11 protein-coding genes and 1 tRNA gene are annotated in these 19,040 nt (G+C 64.1%); 3 read left to right on the plus strand and 9 right to left on the minus strand.

Annotated features, from left to right (window positions below):
- Positions 1-27: 27 nt before the first annotated feature.
- On the minus strand, positions 28-2,088 hold the full coding sequence (locus KCN53_RS09500; protein WP_088712609.1) for a ParB/RepB/Spo0J family partition protein: 2,061 nt from the start codon (positions 2,086-2,088) through the stop codon (positions 28-30).
- A gap of 458 nt (positions 2,089-2,546) precedes the next feature.
- Between KCN53_RS09500 and KCN53_RS09505 the strand changes: the two genes are divergently transcribed.
- The 3 genes from KCN53_RS09505 to KCN53_RS09515 all read left to right on the plus strand — a co-directional run bounded on the left by KCN53_RS09505 (position 2,547) and on the right by KCN53_RS09515 (position 5,255).
- Positions 2,547-2,792, plus strand: coding sequence for a FitA-like ribbon-helix-helix domain-containing protein (locus KCN53_RS09505; protein ID WP_088712608.1), 246 nt, complete (start codon positions 2,547-2,549; stop codon positions 2,790-2,792).
- Positions 2,789-3,211, plus strand: coding sequence for a type II toxin-antitoxin system VapC family toxin (locus KCN53_RS09510; protein ID WP_088712607.1), 423 nt, complete (start codon positions 2,789-2,791; stop codon positions 3,209-3,211). The genes KCN53_RS09505 and KCN53_RS09510 overlap by 4 nt, the downstream gene beginning before the upstream one ends.
- 346 nt (positions 3,212-3,557) lie before the next feature.
- Positions 3,558-5,255 carry a recombinase family protein gene (locus KCN53_RS09515; protein WP_088713445.1) on the plus strand — a complete coding sequence of 566 codons (1,698 nt, stop codon included), beginning with the start codon at positions 3,558-3,560 and terminating at the stop codon, positions 5,253-5,255.
- Here the strand turns inward: KCN53_RS09515 and KCN53_RS09520 are convergent.
- The 8 genes from KCN53_RS09520 to KCN53_RS09555 all read right to left on the minus strand — a co-directional run bounded on the left by KCN53_RS09520 (position 5,214) and on the right by KCN53_RS09555 (position 19,006).
- A tRNA-Arg gene (locus tag KCN53_RS09520) sits at positions 5,214-5,290 on the minus strand. The genes KCN53_RS09515 and KCN53_RS09520 overlap by 42 nt on opposite strands.
- Positions 5,291-5,339: 49 nt before the next feature.
- Entirely contained in the window at positions 5,340-6,491 is a 1,152-nt protein-coding gene (locus KCN53_RS09525; RefSeq protein ID WP_088712605.1) for an HlyD family type I secretion periplasmic adaptor subunit, read from the minus strand.
- A 14-nt stretch (positions 6,492-6,505) separates the two neighbouring features.
- On the minus strand, positions 6,506-8,602 hold the full coding sequence (locus KCN53_RS09530) for an ATP-binding cassette domain-containing protein (protein WP_088712604.1): 2,097 nt from the start codon (positions 8,600-8,602) through the stop codon (positions 6,506-6,508).
- Complete coding sequence (locus KCN53_RS09535; protein WP_088712603.1) at positions 8,599-9,966, minus strand: TolC family protein; 1,368 nt, start codon at positions 9,964-9,966, stop codon at positions 8,599-8,601. Before KCN53_RS09535 ends, KCN53_RS09530 begins: the two co-directional genes overlap by 4 nt.
- Before the next feature lie 99 nt (positions 9,967-10,065).
- Entirely contained in the window at positions 10,066-15,039 is a 4,974-nt protein-coding gene (locus KCN53_RS09540; RefSeq protein WP_088712602.1) for a beta strand repeat-containing protein, read from the minus strand.
- Between the two features lie 37 nt (positions 15,040-15,076).
- Complete coding sequence (locus KCN53_RS09545; RefSeq protein WP_088712601.1) at positions 15,077-16,801, minus strand: cadherin-like domain-containing protein; 1,725 nt, start codon at positions 16,799-16,801, stop codon at positions 15,077-15,079.
- Positions 16,802-17,121: 320 nt separating this feature from the next.
- Entirely contained in the window at positions 17,122-18,663 is a 1,542-nt protein-coding gene (locus KCN53_RS09550) for a class I adenylate-forming enzyme family protein (protein WP_088712600.1), read from the minus strand.
- 64 nt (positions 18,664-18,727) lie between these two features.
- The gene (locus tag KCN53_RS09555; RefSeq protein WP_088712599.1) at positions 18,728-19,006 is read right to left on the minus strand and encodes an ETC complex I subunit; all 279 of its coding nucleotides are present in this window, start codon (positions 19,004-19,006) and stop codon (positions 18,728-18,730) included.
- Positions 19,007-19,040: the final 34 nt, after the last annotated feature.

The following is a 19,040-nucleotide window of genomic DNA, read 5'->3' on the forward strand; positions in this document are numbered from 1 at the left end:
CGCTCGCGCGGCCCCGGCCCGGTGCCGCTACTCGGCGGCGACGGCGTAGAACGCTTCGCCGTCCTCCGTTTCGGACGGCTGCTCCACGGCCTCGGTGTCGTCGACCTCGATGGTCGCGGGCTGCTCGGCCTCCGGCGTTGGCGTCCGCAGCACGGCAGGCAGCCAGCCGGTCCCGGCCAGAAGCTGCTCGGCGGCTTGCGCCATGTCCGGCTTCTTCATGTCCGCGATACGGCGGGCGGCATCCTCGGACACGCCTTCGGTCACGGCCTCGACGATGTGCGCCTTGGTAACGCGGCCAAGGTAGCTGTCCACGGTAGGCGTCCAGTCCTTCGCCACGTCCAGCGCCAGCGCGCTTGCCAGCCGGTCGGCGGTTTGTAGCGTCCGGGGCTTGCGGTCCCACGGCAGCCGCAGGGCGTTGACGGTGCGAGCCGCGCAATGCGCCAGCAACGCCAGCCGCTTCGCCTCGTCCAGTCCGACGATGAAGTCCCACAGGCCCGCGATGTCACGCGGCATCCGCTCGGCCCAAGCCTCGTGCTGCTCGCTCGACCGCGCCGCCAAGGGCGTATCCTCGATCCCGTCCGCGTGGCTCCCCAAGGGGGTCACGGTCGGACGGACCTCAAGGCAACCCGCCTCCGCATAGCTGTAGAACAGTTGCGCGGTGAGCGTGTGGGTCAGCGCGACCAACGCCGTGTCCGGCTGGTCGGCCAACGCCACGCGAAGCGCCAGCGTCCGATAGGCGGACAGGTCGCGGGTGAGGCTGTCGGAAATGGGCTTGCCCGGTTCCTCGTCCTCCTCCTCGATTTCCCGCACGTCCTCGTCGCCGTCCTCCGGCTGCTCGTCCTCCCCGGCCTGCGGTTCGGGCGCATCGCCTTTGGCTTCCGGTTCGGGCTGCGGGTCCGCCAGCGCCTCGTCCTCAAGACGGACGAAACCGCGCTCGACCCTGACACTGCCGTCATAGTGAAGCACCACGAACGCGCCGCCATACGCGACCACGTTGGCGTCGTAGGCATGGCGCTTCTCGGAAATGGCGTCGATCTCGTCGGACACCGCCTCCAGCTTCGTCGCCACGTCCTCGGGCATATCGTCATAGGACGAATAGCCTTCGGCAAGCTCGTCATGCTCGGTGGACAGCGCCTCCAGCCGCGCCTCGTCCTCGTCGGACAGCGGAACCGACTGCGGATAGAACCGGCGCATCCCGTGGGCGTGGGGATAGTCGATATGCGCCTCGGCCCATTTCCAGCCCTCGGCTTGCACCTGCTCGGCAACCTCCCGCAGCTTCTCGGTGGTTAGCGTATCGAGCAAGCCCGCATCCTCGAAGAACCCGCCCCGGTCCTCGCTGAACAGGTCGCGGATGATGCTGCCGCCCGCCTCCACATAGGCGTCGGCTCCGACGAACACCGCGCGCCGGTCGGTCGCCGGGACGTTGGCAGCGGTCATGTCGCGCCGGATGATCCACGGTTCGCGGTTGTGATGCAGACCCTCGAAAACCTGCTCCTGCCGAGCATGGTCCTCAGTGATGGCGAAGGCCATAAGCTGATCGAGCGTAAGGCCGTCCTCCCGATAGACCTGCAACAGCTTGGGGCTGACCGCGCCAAGGCGAAGCCGCTGCTTCACCACGGAAGCCGACACGCCGAACCGCGCGCCGATTTCCTCCGCGCCCCAGCCCTTGCCGTCCGCAAGCTCGCGGAACCGCTCGAACTGATCGGCGGGGTGCATCGGGGTCCGGGTCACGTTCTCGTCCAAACTGATCTCGGACGGGTCGTTCGCCGTATCGAGCCAGCAGCGCACGGGCTCCGATTTCTTGATCTGCTTGCGCTTGGCGCGCAGCAGCATCGCCAGCCTGCGGCCCTCGCCAGCGGTGACGAGATAATAGCCGGTCGGGGTTCCGTCCTCCTTGGTTTCCGGCTCCACGACAAGGTTCTGGATCAGCCCCTTGTGCTGGATCGAAGCGGCCAGCGCCTCGATAGCGGCCTCCCCATGCGGCACCTTGCGGGCATTGCGGGGGGACTTCTTGAGCTTAGCGAGAGGCACGGAAAGCTCGACGCCCGACACAGGCTCGGCGGCAACGGTTTCGGTAACAGCGTTCATCACACTTCTCCTTCAAACCGCACTCACCCCGGAATGGGGTGGGCGGCGAAGGAGCGGACCGGCAGGCCCGCCGGCGGAGCCGGGCAGCACCCGCAGGGCCGGAACGCAGAGGAGGTAAGCGCGGTACGCGCGTTGCGGCCCGGCGCGGCGGGCCTAGAGGGAAGCGTCGCCCACCCCACCGACGGGGAGAGCTACAAACAATGCGATCGGGCCGGCGCAGCCCTGGCCCGATCTCCGCAGCTCGAACGACCCCGCAATCCGCAGGGCGGATTGACCGACCGGCGCGCCAGCGCCGCTCCGCCATGCTGATCGTCACCCGGCAGGGACGAGACCCGTCAGGGGCTCGGTCGGAGCGAAGCGAAGATAGAGCGGCGGTCCCGTAGGGAGGCGCCAACCCTAACCTTGCAATTTCCCACTTCATCGACTAACATGCAGTCAATGACTTATGGAGGTGCGTAATGGCGGTCATGACGATCCGAAACATCGACGACGCGATCAAAAATCGCCTGCGCCTGCGCGCGGCGATGCACGGCCGGTCGATGGAAGATGAGGCCCGTGACATCCTGCGTTCGGCGCTCTCGACCGAAATCCCGCGGCCTCGCAATCTGGGCCAGGCGATCCATGAACGCTTTGGCGCGCTGGGCGGCGTCGATCTGCCTGACCGGCCCCGCGAGCCGATCCGGGCGGTGGACTTCGGCGAATGATCGTTCTCGACACCAACGTCATTTCCGAGTTGATGCGGCGCGAGCCTGACCCGAGGGTCATGGCGTGGATCGCCGAGCAGCCGATGGCAGGCGTGTTCACGACGACGCTGACGCAGGCGGAAATCTTCTACGGTCTGGCGCTGCTTCCCGAGGGACGCCGCCGCGATGACCTGCTGGCAGCGGCGCGCCCCATGTTCGATGTCGATCTTGCCGGACGCGTGCTGCCGTTCGATACCGACGCGGCCGGCGCCTATCCAGAGATCGCCGCCGGGCGGAAACAGGGCGGCAAGCCGATCAGCCAGATTGATGCGCAAATCGCCGCCATCGTGCGCTCGCGCGGCGCACGATTGGCGACTCGCAATGTCCGCGATTTCACCGACTGCGGCATCACCGTTGTCGATCCTTGGGGGGAAGCATGACGTCCGCCGCAGCACGCCCTTATCTGCGCTACGACGCGACAGAAACTTTGTGCAAGGCGCGGGTGCGAGGCAGCCTGTTGGAATGGCCCTTCCTCGCAAGCTCCGCCGCCGCACGCCTCGTCGCTGGGCCGAGTGCCCGGATGACCTACACGACTACACAAGTCAGCTTGCACCCCGCCGCGCTTCGCGTCGGTTGCGCGAAGATGATGGGCCGGTCGTCGTCACCGATGACTGGCCGGAGCAAGTTCCGATCGGCGACGCCGAGTTGCGCGCGATTGAAGGCCACATGCGGCAAGCGCTGGACAAGCTGTTCGGACCGCTGCCGTGAAGTGAGGAGTGAAGCGTCATGACCAGCGCCGCCCTGCGACGAGATGAGGATGGGGCACCGGTTGTGGCGACCGCCCGCGCGGCGCTCTACCTGCGCGTTTCGACCGGCCGCCAAGCCGATAGCGATCTGTCGATCCCGGACCAGCGCCGCCAGATCGAGGGCTATTGCCTGTCTCGCGGCTGGGAGGTCACGGCCGAGTTCGTCGAGCCGGGCAACACGGCGACCGACGATCGTCGCCCCGCTTTCCAGGCGATGATCGACGCGGCGATGCAAAAGCCGTCGCCGTTCAACATCATCCTCGTCCACAGCTTCTCGCGGTTCTTCCGCGACCAGTTCCAGTTCGAGTTCTACGTTCGCAAGCTGGCAAAGAACGGGGTGAAGCTCATCTCGATCACGCAAGACCTGGGCGACGATCCCATGAGCGTGATGATGCGCCAGATCATGACGCTGTTCGACGAGTATCAGTCGAAGGAGAACGGCAAGCACACGTTGCGGGCGATGAAGGAGAACGCGCGGCAAGGCTTCTGGAACGGCGCGCGTGCGCCGATCGGCTATCGCGTGGTCGCGGCCGGAGAGCGCGGAGCGAAGATCAAGAAGAAGCTGGAGATCGACCCAATCCAGGCCGAGACGGTGCGGCGCATCTATCGCATGGCATTGAACGGCGTCGATAACAAAGGGCCGATGGGTCTCAAGTCGATCGCCACATGGCTCAATGAAAACAACATCCGCACCCGCGACGGCGGGCGCTGGGGCTTGGGTGCGGTGCATCAGGTGCTCACCCGGACGACCTATATCGGCCAGCACCGCTTCAATACCCGCGATCACAAGACGAAGACGCCGAAGCCGGAGAGCGAACATGCCGTCATGGAAGTGCCGGCGATTGTCTCGGAAGCGGAGTTCGAGGCTGTCCAGCGGTCGCTCAAGGCGCGCAGCCCGAAGATGATGCCGCCGATGGCGGTGGGCGGCCCGACGCTGCTCACCGGCATCTGCTTCTGCGCGTGCTGCGGCGGCGCGATGACGCTGCGCACCGGCACCAGCAGCGTCGGGCGGGAATACCGCTACTACACCTGTTCGACGAAGGCGCGGCAGGGAGCGACCGGCTGTCCCGGCATCACCGTGCCGATGGATCGGCTCAATGAGGCCGTGGTCGATCATCTCGAAGCCCGGTTGCTCGACCCGGCGCGGCTCGAAGCTCTGATGGATCAGATCCTCGAACGGCGCGACGAGTGGGTGAACCAGCGCCGCGAGCATGTCGCCGATCTTGAACGGCGCGCGACCGAGGCCGAAGCGAAGCTCAAGCGCCTCTATGACGCGATCGAGAATGGCGTGATCGACGTGAACGACCCGTCGCTCAAGGATCGCATCACCGAGCTGACCGCGACGCGCGACCAGGCTAAGGGCGATTCCGAACGCGCCTTGGCGCATATCGTAAAGATCGGCCCAGCGATCACGCCGGAAACCCTCCGGGCGTTTGCGGCGGCCCTGCGCAAGAAGCTGCGGAACGGCGATGGGACGTTCGCCCGCGATCAGATTCGCGCGGTCGCGCAGCGGGTTGAAGTGGTGAGCCGAAAGGAGGTCCGCATCCGTGGGCTGCGGAGCGAACTGCTCCGAACGCTAACCGCCGCCTCTGGCGTAGAGGCGGCGGTGCTAGGCGTTCGTGCCTTTGAACCGAAATGGCGCGCCCGGCAGGATTCGAACCTGCGGCCTCAAGATTAGAAGTCTCGCGCTCTATCCAGCTGAGCTACGGGCGCCTGCCCCTGCCTGTTGCGCGAGAAGGGTTCGCGGCGTCAAGCGGTGCGGCTATCTCTCCCCAAGAGAATCCTCGACCGTCTTCGTGATCGGCTTTGTCAGATAGGCAAAGACCGTGTTTTCGCCCGTCAGAATGTCGGCGGTGGCCGTCATACCGGGTTGGAGCTCGATCGTCTCCCCGCGATAGCGCGTGCGCATCGATGACGTATCGAGCTTCAGGTGAACGCGGTAATAAACGACTTCCTGGCCGCTCGGTCCCTTCTCGCTGAGCGTGTCGGGACTGATGAACACCACTTCGCCCCGGCCACGGCCGTAAATCGAACTGTCATAAGCGTCGAAGCGGATCGAGGCCTCCTGACCAAGATTCACGAAGGCTACGTCGACCGGTGAGACCTTCGCCTCGACGATCAGTTCATCCTCGGTGGGGACGATCTGCATGATCTCGTCACCCGGCTGGAGAACGCCTCCGATGGTCGTCAGCCTGATATTCTTCACGATGCCGGCGACGGGGGCGTAGATCTCCGTATCCTCGAGCACGTCGACGCGCTGGGCAAGCTGCTGCTGCGCGGCTACCAGTTCCTCCTGCGCCGACGACAATTCGGTCTGCACCTCCCGGAAATACTCATTCTCGGCGTTGACGATCTGGCCGCGTAGGTCCGCGACCTGACGCTGCATGCGGATGACATCGACGGCGGCGACGTCACCACTGTCGACGAGTGGTTCGTTCAGAGCGAGCTCTTCCTCGGCCAGACTCAACTGGCTGCGCAGCGTGCTCACCTGCTCGCGCAGGGCCTGCCGCCGCTTGGCATAGAGTTGTCGCTGGTTCGCCGCGAATTCCGGATAGGCCTCGACCTCCGGAGGGAAAACGAGAGGCTGGTCGAATGCCTCGGCGCGCAGCCGCGCGACCGTGGCCGTCAGCGCCGCCGTGGCCGCGCGCGTTTCCTCGACACCGGCGGCCGGCTTCACATCGTCGAGCCGCATGAGAAGCTCGCCCTCTTCGACCTCGTCGCCTTCGCGCACGAGAATCTCCGTGATGACTCCGCCTTCGGAGGACTGCAGCAGCTGGATGCGCCCAACGGGAATGACCTCGCCCTGCGCCCGCGCGATCTGGTCGAGCTCGGCCCAGTTCGCCCAGGCAATGAAGCCGAACAGCGACAATGCGCTGATGGCGATGATGAGGATAGAGGGTCTAAACAACTTCATGACAGATCAACCGATCATCCGGCGCTGATGCGCCCCTGTTCGCGGGCGATGGCCTTTTGCTCCTTCGCCTTTTCCTTCAGTTCGCCGAGCACGTCGTGCGGTGTGCCGTCCATCCAGACGCGGCCCTTCGCCAGCACGATTACGCGGCGCACCATCGACAGGAGCGCCATCTTGTGCGTCACCATAACAAAACTGTCGCCCGACTTCATGCTCTGCTGAAGTCCTTGCAGCACCCGCGTTTCGGTCGTCGCGTCCAGGTTGGAGGTCGGCTCGTCGAGCAGCCAGACCGAGGGCTGCATCAGGAAGAGACGCGTCAGGCCGGTCAGCGTCCGCTGTCCGCCGGAGAGGCCACGCCCCCCCTCCGAAATGGGCCGGGACAGGCCAAGCGGATGGTCTGTGACCATGTGGATAAGGCCGGTCTTGCGGGCCGCCGCGATAATCGCCTCGTCGCCGGGATCGGGAAGGCCGAGCACGAGATTTTCGCGCAAGGTGCCGTTCACGAGCCTGTAGTCCTGAGGCAGGTAGCCCATATGCCGGCGGAGCTGCTCGTCGGCGATCTGCGACATGTCTAGCCCGCCTACCCGGGCCGCACCCTGCGTCGGCGAATAGATGCCGGCAAGCAGGCGCAAGAGAGTCGACTTGCCCGAGCCGATGCCCCCGATCAGCGCGACGGTCTCGCCAGGTTCGATCCGCAGCCGTTCGATGTCGACGACCGCAGCCCCGCCGGGATAGGCGAAGCGGCAATATTCTAGCTCCAGCGGGCCTTCCAGCGACTCCGCGCGTACACCTTGCGCGCCTTCGCGCTCGACCGGCAGGGCAAGCAGGCCGTCGAGAAGGGCGAGTGAAGACCGCGCGTAGCTCGCCTGCACGATCAGGCTGGGCAACTGACCGATGAGCGGGCCGTTGATCCGGCTGGAGAGGATCGAGCAGGCGATCAGGGCACCGATGGTAATCTCGTTCTGTGCAGCCTGAACGGCGCCGACGCAGACGATCAGAACGTAAGACGTCTGGCTGAGGACAGCAAAGAGCGACGAGGCGACGGCCGACCAGGTCTTGACGCTGTCCTCCTGCCCGAGGACTTCGTCCACCAAGCGGCTCCAGCGCGCGGCGAAATGCCAGCGGCCATGCGCAGCCTTGAGGGTTTCAGCCGCATCGAACGCCTCCACGAGCAGGCCGTTCTTCTGGTGCCCGGTGACCATGGCCGCCGCACTCTGCTTGCGGATTTTCCAGGCGAACAGAAAGGCAAGAAGCAGCGAAAGCGGAAAGATCACGATGGGCACGAGCGCGACGGTGGGTCCGGCAATCCACCAGATGACCGCCACGAAAAATGCCGCAAAGGGAAGGTCGGCCACCGCGAACAGCGACCCGAACGACAGGAGGCTGCGCACCTGTTCCAACCCGCGGAACTGCGCCGCGAATGTGCCCACTCCCGGCGGGCGGGCGTCCATGCGGATCGCCTGTGCGCGGGAGAAGAAGAACTCGGAAATCTCCACATCCATCTCGGCCGCTTCGCGCTCGAGCAAAAGCGCCCGCGCAGAGCGGAGCAGGAAGTCCAGGAGCAGTGCGCCCAGCACGCCGACGGTCAGGACCGTCAGCGTCGGATAGCTCGCCAACGGGATCACGCGGTCATAGACCTGCATGGAATATAGCGACGTCGCGACGGCAATCAGGTTGATCGTGACGGTGGCGATGATCGCCGCAACGATCAGCGGCTTCCGCGCCATGAACGCATCCCGAAACACCGCGAATGCTGTTTCCGAGCTTTCAAGATTTCCGGCGCCGGGGAGTTTCTGACGATAGGCAAGCTTGACGTCGTCCCAGGCCATGGTGCCGCCGCCGAACAACTGGATTTCGTTGCGGCTGTGCCACTGCTCCGCCACCGCCCAGCCAAAGGCGCCGGTGTGCACAAGCAGAGGAAACGCATTCGCTCTCGGCTTCTTCGAGATACGCTCGGGCGGCGTCCAGCCATTCAGCTCGGCAACCCGCTCGAGCGCGCGCTCGTCGGTCAGCGTTTCATTTTCGCGCCGCGCGGCAAGCACCCAATTCGGGTCGAGATCCGCCTTAGACAGATGTGCGTAGGCGGGAAGAATATCGTAAAGAGAGAAGTTCATTCGTCATCTGCCAGGTCGGGCGCGGCAAAGCCTATCACCTGACAGGCCCGCAAGGCGAGCCTGGAAGACGTTTCGATCGCGGTAATTTCGGCCTGCGCACGCGCCTCGTCCGCCGACGCGGCCTCACGAACGGCGTTCATCAGGTCGAGCCAGGTCCGGCGACCGGCAACATATTGACGGAAATAGGATTCGCGCACGGCTTCCGACAGCCGTGCCGCATCGATCCCGGTCGCGATGCGGTTCTGCGCTGAGCGGTTGGCGACAAGGTCGGACGCAATATCCTCGCGCAGCGTCCGCTGGCGCGTCAGGACATCTAGACGGTTCGCCTCCGCGCGTTGGCGTGCCGCGCTGGCGAGGGCAAGCGGTGAGAGACCGCCCTGTGTCGCGGCGCTGAGGGACAGCCCGACCCGGTCGCCGAAAATCTCGCTGCGTGAGTATTGCGCGCTCAGGCGCGGCATGATCTCTGCACGCGCCACCGCCGCGTCCGCCTCGGCCACGTCGATACGGGCGGCGAGAATCTCAAGCTCCGGATCACAGGCCACCGCCCGATCGACAAGACCTTCGGCGGGAGGATGGTAGATCGGACGGTACGGCGGGACATGCTCGACTGCAAAATCGGGCTGCCGCAACAGTTCGGAAAGCCGCGCCTCGGCAGTCCCGAGTTCAGCGCGCGCGAAGGCCAAATTCTGCTCGACCTGCGCTGTCCGCGACTGAGCGAGATTCAGATCCGAAACGGGACTGACGCCTCCCTCTACGCGGCGGCCGATCCGATCGACGAGAGCGCGATGCTGTTCGAGACTGTCGTCGAGGATACGGATTTGCGCCAGCGCACCGACAGCCTGGAAATACACATTGATGGCAGTTTCCGCGACCTGATAGCGGACCTGCCGGATCTCAGCATTTGCAAGATCCTGCGCTGCGCGCGCGCGGCGTATGCCGGCACCAATCCGGCCGCCAGCCCAGATCGGCTGGTCAATCTGCAGCTCACTGGCGAACGTATCGCCGGCGCCATTGCCGCCGACGCCGAACGCATTGCCATTCACGGAAATCGATGGGAAGCGCAGCCAGCGCGCAGCGTCGAGCTCAGCATCCGCCGCGCGCCTGAGCGTCCGGGAAGAGCGAATCTCAGGAGCCTCAGCGAGCGCCTCAGACATGACGGTCTCAAGCTCTGCCGGCATGAATGCCGTCTCGATCGACGGGCGTTGAAGGTTCGGCGGTACTGGGGGGCCAACTTGCGGAGCCGACGCCACGTCGGTGTCGGACTGCGCCGTCGCGAGGGCCGCCTGGAACGCGGCAACGAGGAAGATGGCGACAAGACCACTTAACCGAAGCGCCGCGCTTGCCAGACCGGGAATCAACATCATCGCTTTCGCATGAAGAGACGTAGGGGAAATTCCAAGTCCCCCAAAACAGATTGGGGCCCCCCGAAGGGAGCCCCAAGCCGTTTGCGTATGTCCTCAGCCTTAGCCGAAGAACACCACGTCGATGCCGGTGGCGGTGTTCGGGTCGCCGGCAAGCTGCAGGTCGGTCACACCCGTGACGCCCTGAAGCTGGATCAGGTCGCTGACCGTCTCCTGGAAGCCAGCGGCTGCACCGCCATCATCGATCGAGGCCAGGTAGGTGTTACCCTGATATTCGAAGGCAACAACACCGTCCTGGTCACCCGGCGACGACGTGCTCTGGAATTCCTGCTCGATGAGCTGGACTGCCGCGAGCAGCGACGTGGAGGTCGAGATCGCATCGGCAAGCGTCCCGATGATGACACCATCCTCGACAACATCCGTCACGTCGGCAACGATCTGGCTTTCGCCCGTCACGTTCATCACGTCGACATCGGCGTCGATGCCATCCGCGAGATCGCTATCGATATCGAAGCCGACAACCGTGTCGAACTGCGCACGACCCGAGTCACCGTCTTCGACGATGATATAGTCGCGAGCCGCCACGTCCTCTTCGATGTTCAGCGTGTCGAGACCCGCATTACCATCGAGGAAGTCGCTGCCGTTGCCACCGCGGAGGATATCCGCGCCGGCACCGCCCGTCAGGCTGTCCGTACCGTCACCGCCGGTCACGACCAGAAGGTTCGACGCGGACAGGGCATCGCCGTTGACGATGAGGTTGTCCGTGGCCGTCGTGTCGTCGCCGCCACCGATCTCACCGTCGCCGCCAAGTGCGACGATGTGCGAGGTGAGGTCGGAACCGTCGATCGTCAGCGTTCCGCCCGTACCCGGGAAGGACGCATCGGTCAGCTGCAGGCTGTAGCTGTTGGTCGATCCGGCCGTGTCGTTGGCCGCACCGGTGACCGCCACTGCATCGGCACCGGCAACCAGCTCGACATTCTCGATGCTGATGATGTCGGCATCGAAGGTCACCAGAACCTGGTCGTTGGTGGTTTCGGAACCGGCCAGCTGCAGCGTGTCGGTACCGCCACCGCCATTGATCACGTCGCCGTCATCAAGGTTCTCGTTCACGCTGTTGTTCGAGACGATGATGTCGTTGCCCGCACCAGCGAGAACCGTGTCGTCACCGGACAGACCGTTGAGGATGATCGTGTCAGCACCAGCGCGGCCCTCGATCGTGTCGTCCGAACTGTCACCGGCAAGACCGTCGGTGATGATGTCATCGAAGTCCGAACCGGTCAGCGTGTCGGCGTTGTTACCGCCGCGGATTTCCACGCCCGAAGACAGGTTGAAGGCATTGATGATGCCCGTCGCCGTGTTCGGAGCAATGACAATCCGCTCGAAGCCTCCATTCTGGAAGTTCGTGGCGGGGTTGAACGTGAACACGCCGTTCGAGAGCTGAAGGGTCTCGAAGTTGGTGATGTCGTCACGGAACTGAAGGTCCGCAAGCGTCACCGCACCGCCGGTTCCGATGACTTCGAGCGTATCCGCGCCCGCGCCACCGTCGAGATCGTCCTGGTCCGCCGTCGTTTCGAACTCGGCAGCAGTGACCTGAACCGTATCCGAGCCCGCGCCGGCGTTGATGACATCGTCGCCTGCACCGCCGCTGAGAACGTCGTTCCCGGCGCCGCCGTTGAGCGTATCGTCACCTTCGCCGCCCGTCAGCGTGTCGTCGGCAGCGCCGCCCGTCACGACGACCGAACGATCATCGGTCAGGCCCGATGCGTTGACAAACAGATTCTCGTCCGCATCGGTTGCTGCATTGATAGCAACGCCTTCGCGAAGAGCAGAACCGTCGATGGTCAGCGTGTCGCCGTCCTCGATGTTCGCATCGGTCACGGTCAGCCCGTAACTCGCAGCACTACCGAAGGTGCTGCCGGTGACTTCACCTTCCTCGAAGCCGGCACCCACGGTGATGACTTCAATTCCGGAAACGCCGGTAAGGTTCGGGTTGTAGGAGGAGTCGGCACCAACCCCGAAAGAGTTCGGCGCAACGGCGCCCGTCGCGTCGGTCCAGAAGAGGTCGAGCGTCAGCGAGTCCGTGCCGGCCCCACCTTCGATCGTGTCACCGCCGTTCACGAAGTAACGACCGACGATCACGTCGTCGCCTTCGCCGCCGTCGATTTCCTGATTGAAGCCGTTGGCCAGCGAGATCACGTCGTCACCGCCGTTGCCGTCGATGTCGCCGCCCTGCGTGGAGAGAAGCGTGTCGCTGCCCTCACCGCCTTCGATGTCGGCCTCGGTCGTGATGGTCACGCCTTCGGTGTAACCCGTCGCGTCGACATCCTCGTCGTCGGCAACGATCGTGCGGATCCCAGCTTCCTCGGCCTCTTCACCGACCGTCACCGTGCCACCGGCACCAGCGACAGAGACGTTAAGAGCCTCGATACCGGAGATGTCGGCGAACGCAGCGTCGGTCAGATCGCCCGTATTGTTGGTGATCTGGATGGTGTCGACATCGTCGGCGTCCGTACCGGAGTCCGCGATGGTTTCACCTTCGGCGAACTCGGTTCCGGTGAAGACGTAGGTGTCCTCGCCTTCCTGGCCATCAAGCGTGTCGACGCCGGCATTGCCTTCGAGCGTGTCGTCTCCGGCACCGCCCGTCAGCGTATCGGCACCTGCACCGCCGATGAGCGTGTCGTCGGCAGCACCGCCGGTGACGTTCACCGAACGGCCACCCGTCAGACCGGACGCGTTAACAACCAGCGTTTCGTCGGCGACCGTGTCGTCACCGCCGCCGATCTCACCATCGGCGCCCAGATCGGCGCGAATGTCCGTGCGAAGCGCGGAACCGTCGATTTCAAGCTCGCCGTCGGCAGCTACGCCTGCATTGGTGACGTTCACGGTGTACTGGAACGCGGCACCATCATCGTCATTCGCGGTACCGAGAACGGCGGTCGCCCGCTCACCCGAGTTCAGCACCATGCGTTCGATGGAAACGAGGTCGCCGTCGATCGTGTAGCCGCGCGCCTGGACACCGTCGATGTCGGTGCCATTGGGCGTTTCACCGCCAACCACGATCGTGTCGGTGCCGTCGCCGCCGTCAACCTCGTCCGTGTTGTCGAACTCATCATAGAAGTAGATGGTGTCGTCACCGGCGTTGGTCTCGATGGTCTGCGTCGCGACGGCGTTCTCGGAGACGAACACATTGTCGTCACCGGCGCCCGTCGAAGCATTGTCGGCCACCGTCGCGTTCAGATCACCTTCGAACGCGGAGGCGTCCAGCTCGCCGTCTTCGACGACCACGGAGCTGATACCTGCCGCCTCGGCATTGGCGCCGAGAATGACTTCTTCACCGACAACATCGGTCTCGACGTCGAACACGGCGACTTCGATACCTTCCTTGTTGGCGAACATGTCGTCGGTGATCGCCGTCAGGCTGCTGACGCGGATCGTGTCCGTGCCGCCGACATCGGACAGAGCTTCCTCTGCCACGAACTCACCCGTGTCATAGACATAGGTGTCGTCGCCAAGACCGCCCTGCAGAACGTCGATCAGTTCCGTACCGCTGATCGTGTCGTCGCCGGCACCGCCGACGGCGTAAAGCGCGCCGCCGATCGGATTGCCGCCGAAGTAGCCGAGCGTATCGCCGCCCGAAGTACCCAGATCGACCGCACCGAACGTGCCGACTTCGGTCTCACCGTCGGTGACAACGAAGGAGCTACCGGCGCCGGTGAAGTAGAGCGACGTGCCTTCGTCGTCGACCGTGCTGACCGGGCCGCCGTCAAGCGAGAGGCTGACCGTATCAACCGTGCCGTCGCCGATCGCCGAAGAGTCGAGCATGACGCTGACATCGCCATCGGGCGAAACGCCAACGAAGTCCTGGATGCCGGCGTCCGAACCCGTGTCGATCGTGTCGGAGTTGGCCGACAGGTCGATCAGGATCGTGTCGGAATCGTCGTCCGCCATGATCACCGTGGCGTCCTGAAGGTACATGTCGCTGGAAATGTCCAGCGTGGTGCCGCCCGGACGGGCCGTGTCCTGGAAGGACGTGTCGATGAAGGCGATACCGGCCTGGCTGGCCTCAGCAGCGAGCGTGACCGTCTGGTAGTTGGTCAGAAGGCGCTCGACCGAGATCACGTTCGTGAAGTCTTCATCTTCGATGATGTTCGTGTCGACCGGGTTCACGACCGTGTAAGCGTTGATCAGCTGGATCGTGTCCGTACCGTCATTGCCGTTGATGCTGTCAGCCTCGGAAAGAAGCTTGCCAACCTCGTCCTGCGTCTGAACGCCGACGATGCGGTTGTCGTCAGCCGTACCGACGATCGTGTCGGCACCGTTGGTCAGGTCGTACTCGGGGATCGGCTCATCATCGATGATGGTGCCGGTGATGTCGCCCTCGTTCACGAGCTCGACGCCCGCAGGCGGCGTCACGTTGAGCGTAACGGTTTCGTCGCCTTCGCCGGCAACCGAGTCATTGAACACGGTGACCGTCAGGAACGCGCGGGTCGCACCCGCCGGAATGGTGACGGTCGTGGAGACCGGCGTGTAGTCGGCGCCGGGCGTGGCCGTGTCGAAGTCACCGCCGGTGGACACGAGGATCGTCGTGTCGACGTCGCGCGCTTCGGACAGGTCGAACTGGAACGACAGGTTGCCCGCACCTTCGGTGACCGTCGGGTTCGAAACGGTCAGCTCGACGTCGTCGCCGCCGCCCGTGCCCGGATCGCCGATCGCTTCGCCGTCGGTGTCGACGACGATGTCGCCGAGCTCGATCTCGCTCGTCTCGGTGTTGAAGGCGAGGTCGAAGGTCGCATCGTCAAACTGAACCGACGTGCCGGCGGTGCCAACCGGAACGGTAACCGACGTGCCATCAGTGCCCGTGATGATTACGGACGAGCCGGAGCGCGTTACCGTGTAGCCGTCCGTCGAGGCGTTGAACACGATCGTGTCGCCACCCTGGTTGAACGAAGGATCGAGCTCAACTTCCGCCCCCGGGAAAATCGTAACCGTCTCAGATCCGGTACGCGTACCGAAGATCTGGAGGTTGCTGCTAGCCGCGGTGAATTCATCACCTGCGGAAAGAATTACGCGTGCCATTGTGTATTATCCTCCAATGAAAACTTTAATCCGTGATTCAGCCGACCGAGAAGAAGTCGAAGCCAACAGCCGCTTCCGCAGTTGCTTCGTCGAAAACGAAGTCGCTGGCGTCCACAACGTCCGTGAGTCTGACCGAGTTCACCGTCCCCCCATCTGAACGGAATGAGATCGTAAGGTCCGTACCCTCGCTCGAGAAGGAAACACCATCGGATCCTTCGTTGAGCACCTGCAGCAGATCGTCGTCCGAGAAATTGTCGATGATGACCGTGCTGGCAACGTCAGTATCGTCCTGGAAAGTCGCTGACAAGTCGGCAGCGTCGAAGGTCTCCGGCGTAAGCGGGTCTCCGTCACTGTCGACGTCCAGATCAACCGTACCCGCCGGCGGGGGCGGCGGGGGCGGCGGAGGCGTGCTGCCACCACCATCGGTGAACTGGAAGAAGTCGAAGCCAAGCGCCGCCTCTGCGGTCGCTTCGTCGAACACGAAGTCGGCAACGTCGGCATCGATCGTGATCTCGCTGACAACGCCGTCGACGTTCGACGTGATGACAATATCACCGCCGAAGTTCGAGAAGGAGTAGTCATCGACATCGCCGTCGACCGTGATGCTGTCGCCGGCACCGAAGTCCGTGATCAGGGCGTTGTTGGCAATCGCAACATCATCGAAATAGGCAACGTCGGCACCGGACGCATCGAACGCCTCGGCCGTGTTGATGTTGCCGTCGCCATCAACGTCGAGGCTGACGAACTCCGGACCATCCGCGACGGTCAGCTCGATACGGCGGGTCGTCGCATCGCCGTTTTCGTCCGTCGCCGTAAGATCGAAGAAGGTGTCGCCGGTGAAGTCGTCGTCGATCTCAACGGTAACGACACCGTCGGTGATCGTCGTCGTGACGCCGTCGCCGTCGGTGGTCGTGAGGGTGAAGTCATCGCCCTCGATGTCCGTGACGGTCGGCGTGATCGTGAAGGTCGCACCGGAGAAGGTGTCGACCGGGTCGATATCGCCGATTTCCGGAGCGTCGTTCACGGGGTTGATCGTGACATTGACGGTCTGCGTCGCCGTTTCGCCGTCAGGATCGGTCGCCGTCACGACAAAGCTGCCGTCGCCACTGAAGTCGGCATCGGGCGTGTAAGTGAAGGTACCGTCGCCATTATCGACGACCGCGCCACCGACAACGTCGCTGACTTCGTACGTCAGATCGTCGCCATCGGCATCGGTCGCCTCGACCGTGACATCGACGGAGCCGTCCTCGTCGACCTCAACCTCCTGGGTATCGTCTTCGAACTCGGGAGCGCGGTTCGCAGGCGGAGGCGGAGGCGGCGTGACAGGCTCTTCGTCATCGTCGTCATCGTCGTCCGCGAGAATGGCGATCAGGCCACCGAGGACGAGAACGCCGCCGATGACGTACAGCGCGGTGTAGTCGGTGCCATAGTCGTCGGCCTGGGCATAAACCGTGGTTTCAACGTCGCCGGCGTCGGCTTCGGCATCAGCCATCTCAAGGACGACCGGCTCGAAGCTGGCGGCCGTGTCCGCGGCGATCAGATCGGAAGCAAGTTCGCCTTCGACGGCCTGGGCCGAGTCGGCAACCGTCACACCCGGCGTCACGGACGCGACGAGCGCTTCGGCATCAGTTTCGGCGGGCGCCTCGGCGAGGGCGGCCTCGGCCAGGGCTGCGAGTTCGGAAGGCAGGACGCGACCATTGTCCGCCCCGTCGACATCGGTTGCTTCAGGCAGAACGCCCGCGGCATCCTCATTGAAAGTCATCGGATTTTGCTCCCTTTTCTGACGGCCCCGCTTCGCGGTTCCAAGACACGTACGCTAGGCTCGGAGCCTCGCTGGCTCCCATGTTCTTAGCCAATTGCCCTGACGGCGCAACGGTTTCTTTGCCAGCAAAAAAGCCGCTCTCCGCCATGGATTTGCCCGCTAACGGGAGGGCTCCTGAACTGTCAATGAACATTTGGCGCGCCCGGAAGGGGTCAAGACAGTGTTTTCGCTGAAAATCGTGCGGTATAGGGCGGCTCATGCCTGGTGGGGCCGGCACGCATAAAAATTTCACAATGCGCGTCCGCCGCCATGCGACCGGATCACCGGGAGCGAATCTCATATGCCTCCCGTAACTCACGCTTCAGCACTTTGCCGATCGCGCTGCGGGGCAGGTCTTCGACCCTGATGGCATCCGCGAGCCGCTGCGTCTTCCCTACGCGGCTGTTGGTGAACTCCACCACCGACCGCGGGTCGGCTGCGCCGACATAGAAGGCGACGGGCGTCTCCCCCCACTGTTCGGACGGAACCCCCACGACCGAAACATCCTCCACTTGCGGGCAGTCCTTCGCCACCGCCTCGATATCGCTCGGGAAGATGTTGAACCCGCCGGAAATGATCATGTCCTTTTTCCGGTCGGTCAGGATCAGGAAGCCGTCGGCATCGAACCGGCCGACGTCGCCGTGGCGATACCAGAGGTTCCCGTCCTCATCGTACCATTGCATCTCGCGGGTCTTGTCGTCGCGGTTGAGATAGCCCTTCGACATGGTCGGAGAGCGGCCGACGATCTCCCCCGCCTCCCCGGCTGCCACGGGCTTGCCGTCGTCGTCGATCAGGATCGCCTCATGTCCCGGCATCGCCTGCCCCACCGTATGCAGCTTGTCGGGATGCTCGTGCGCCTTCAGCATGAATGAGCAGCCGCCCTCGGTCATGCCATAATATTCCACCAGCTGGCCGGGCCAGCGAACGAGGATGTCGCGTTTCAGTTCTGCCGCGAAGGGTGCCGATGTGCAGGTCTTCAGGACGAAACTAGAGAGGTCGAACCTGTCGAACTCCGGGACGGCCATGATGCGCTTGTACTGGACCGGAACCAGCATGGTGTGCGTCGCGCGCGTGCGCTCGGCAAGTTCGAGATAGGCGCGGGCGTCGAACTTCCTCATCAGGACGGCAGTCCCGCCCTGCGCGACCGTCGGCAGAAAACTGACAAGCGTCGTGTTCGAGTAGAGCGGGGTCGATATCAGGGTGACGGCCTCGGCATAGGCAGGGTTGCCGCCCATCGCGACCTGCCGCCAGCGCATCATGTTGGAATGAACGATCCCCTTGGGGACCCCGGTCGTCCCAGAGGAGTAGATGATGTTGAACGGGTCCTCCGGCCGGATTTCGACCGGCTTGGGCTCGCTTCCCGCAGCCGCAAGCCAGTCGGACCAGTCCTGGCCGACGCCGGATCCGTCGAGAGCCACGATCCGCGCATCGAGCTCTGCCGCTCGCTCGCCAAGCGTCGCATGCGCGTCGCGGTCGAGAAAGACCAGACGAGACCCGGAGTCGCCGATCATGGCAGCCATCTGCTCGCCCGTGACGCTGGGCGCGATTGGGGCCACGGCCGCGCCCGCTCTCAGCACGCCTATATAAAGGACGGCATATTCGACCGACGTTCCGGCACATACGGACACCGCCTCGCCCTGGCGCACGCCGTCGCGCTGAAGGGCAGCGGCGACGCGGTCGACAAGCTGGTCGAATTGCGCGCGCGTCAACTGCCGGTCATCGACGACGAGGGCGAGGTGCTGCGGGTCTTCGGATGCGAGCTGGCGAACCACTCCGGGCACCGAACCGAAGTCGGCGGACAGCATTTCGCTCGCAGTTGGCATTTTACTCACTCCCAAGGCTTTTTCGTTTCGCGCGCTTTAGAGCGCGAAAAGCCCGGCGAGCAAGCTACCGGAAATTGTCGGAGTAAGACTGCAGCTTCAGCCTGTGAACGCGCGGCGGTTCGACCGAATAGTCGAGGCCCTTCGTACGTGCATAGGCGACCGCGCCCTCTTCGCTCTCGAAGCGAAGCTTTACCTGCCGGCGCGTATCGCTCGATCCATACCAGCCGGTCAGCGGATCATGCACCTGCCGGCTATCGGGCTCATATTCCAGGACCCATTCCTCGCCTCTCGCCTTGCCCGAAGACATGGCGGACAGGGGACGCTGATAGATACGTGCAGTCATAGGGCTTCCCATGCGTTCGACAGCGCGAAAGATC

The sequence above is a fragment of the Pacificimonas aurantium genome (assembly GCF_020092905.1).
Taxonomy (GTDB): Bacteria; Pseudomonadota; Alphaproteobacteria; order Sphingomonadales; family Sphingomonadaceae; genus Pacificimonas; species Pacificimonas aurantium.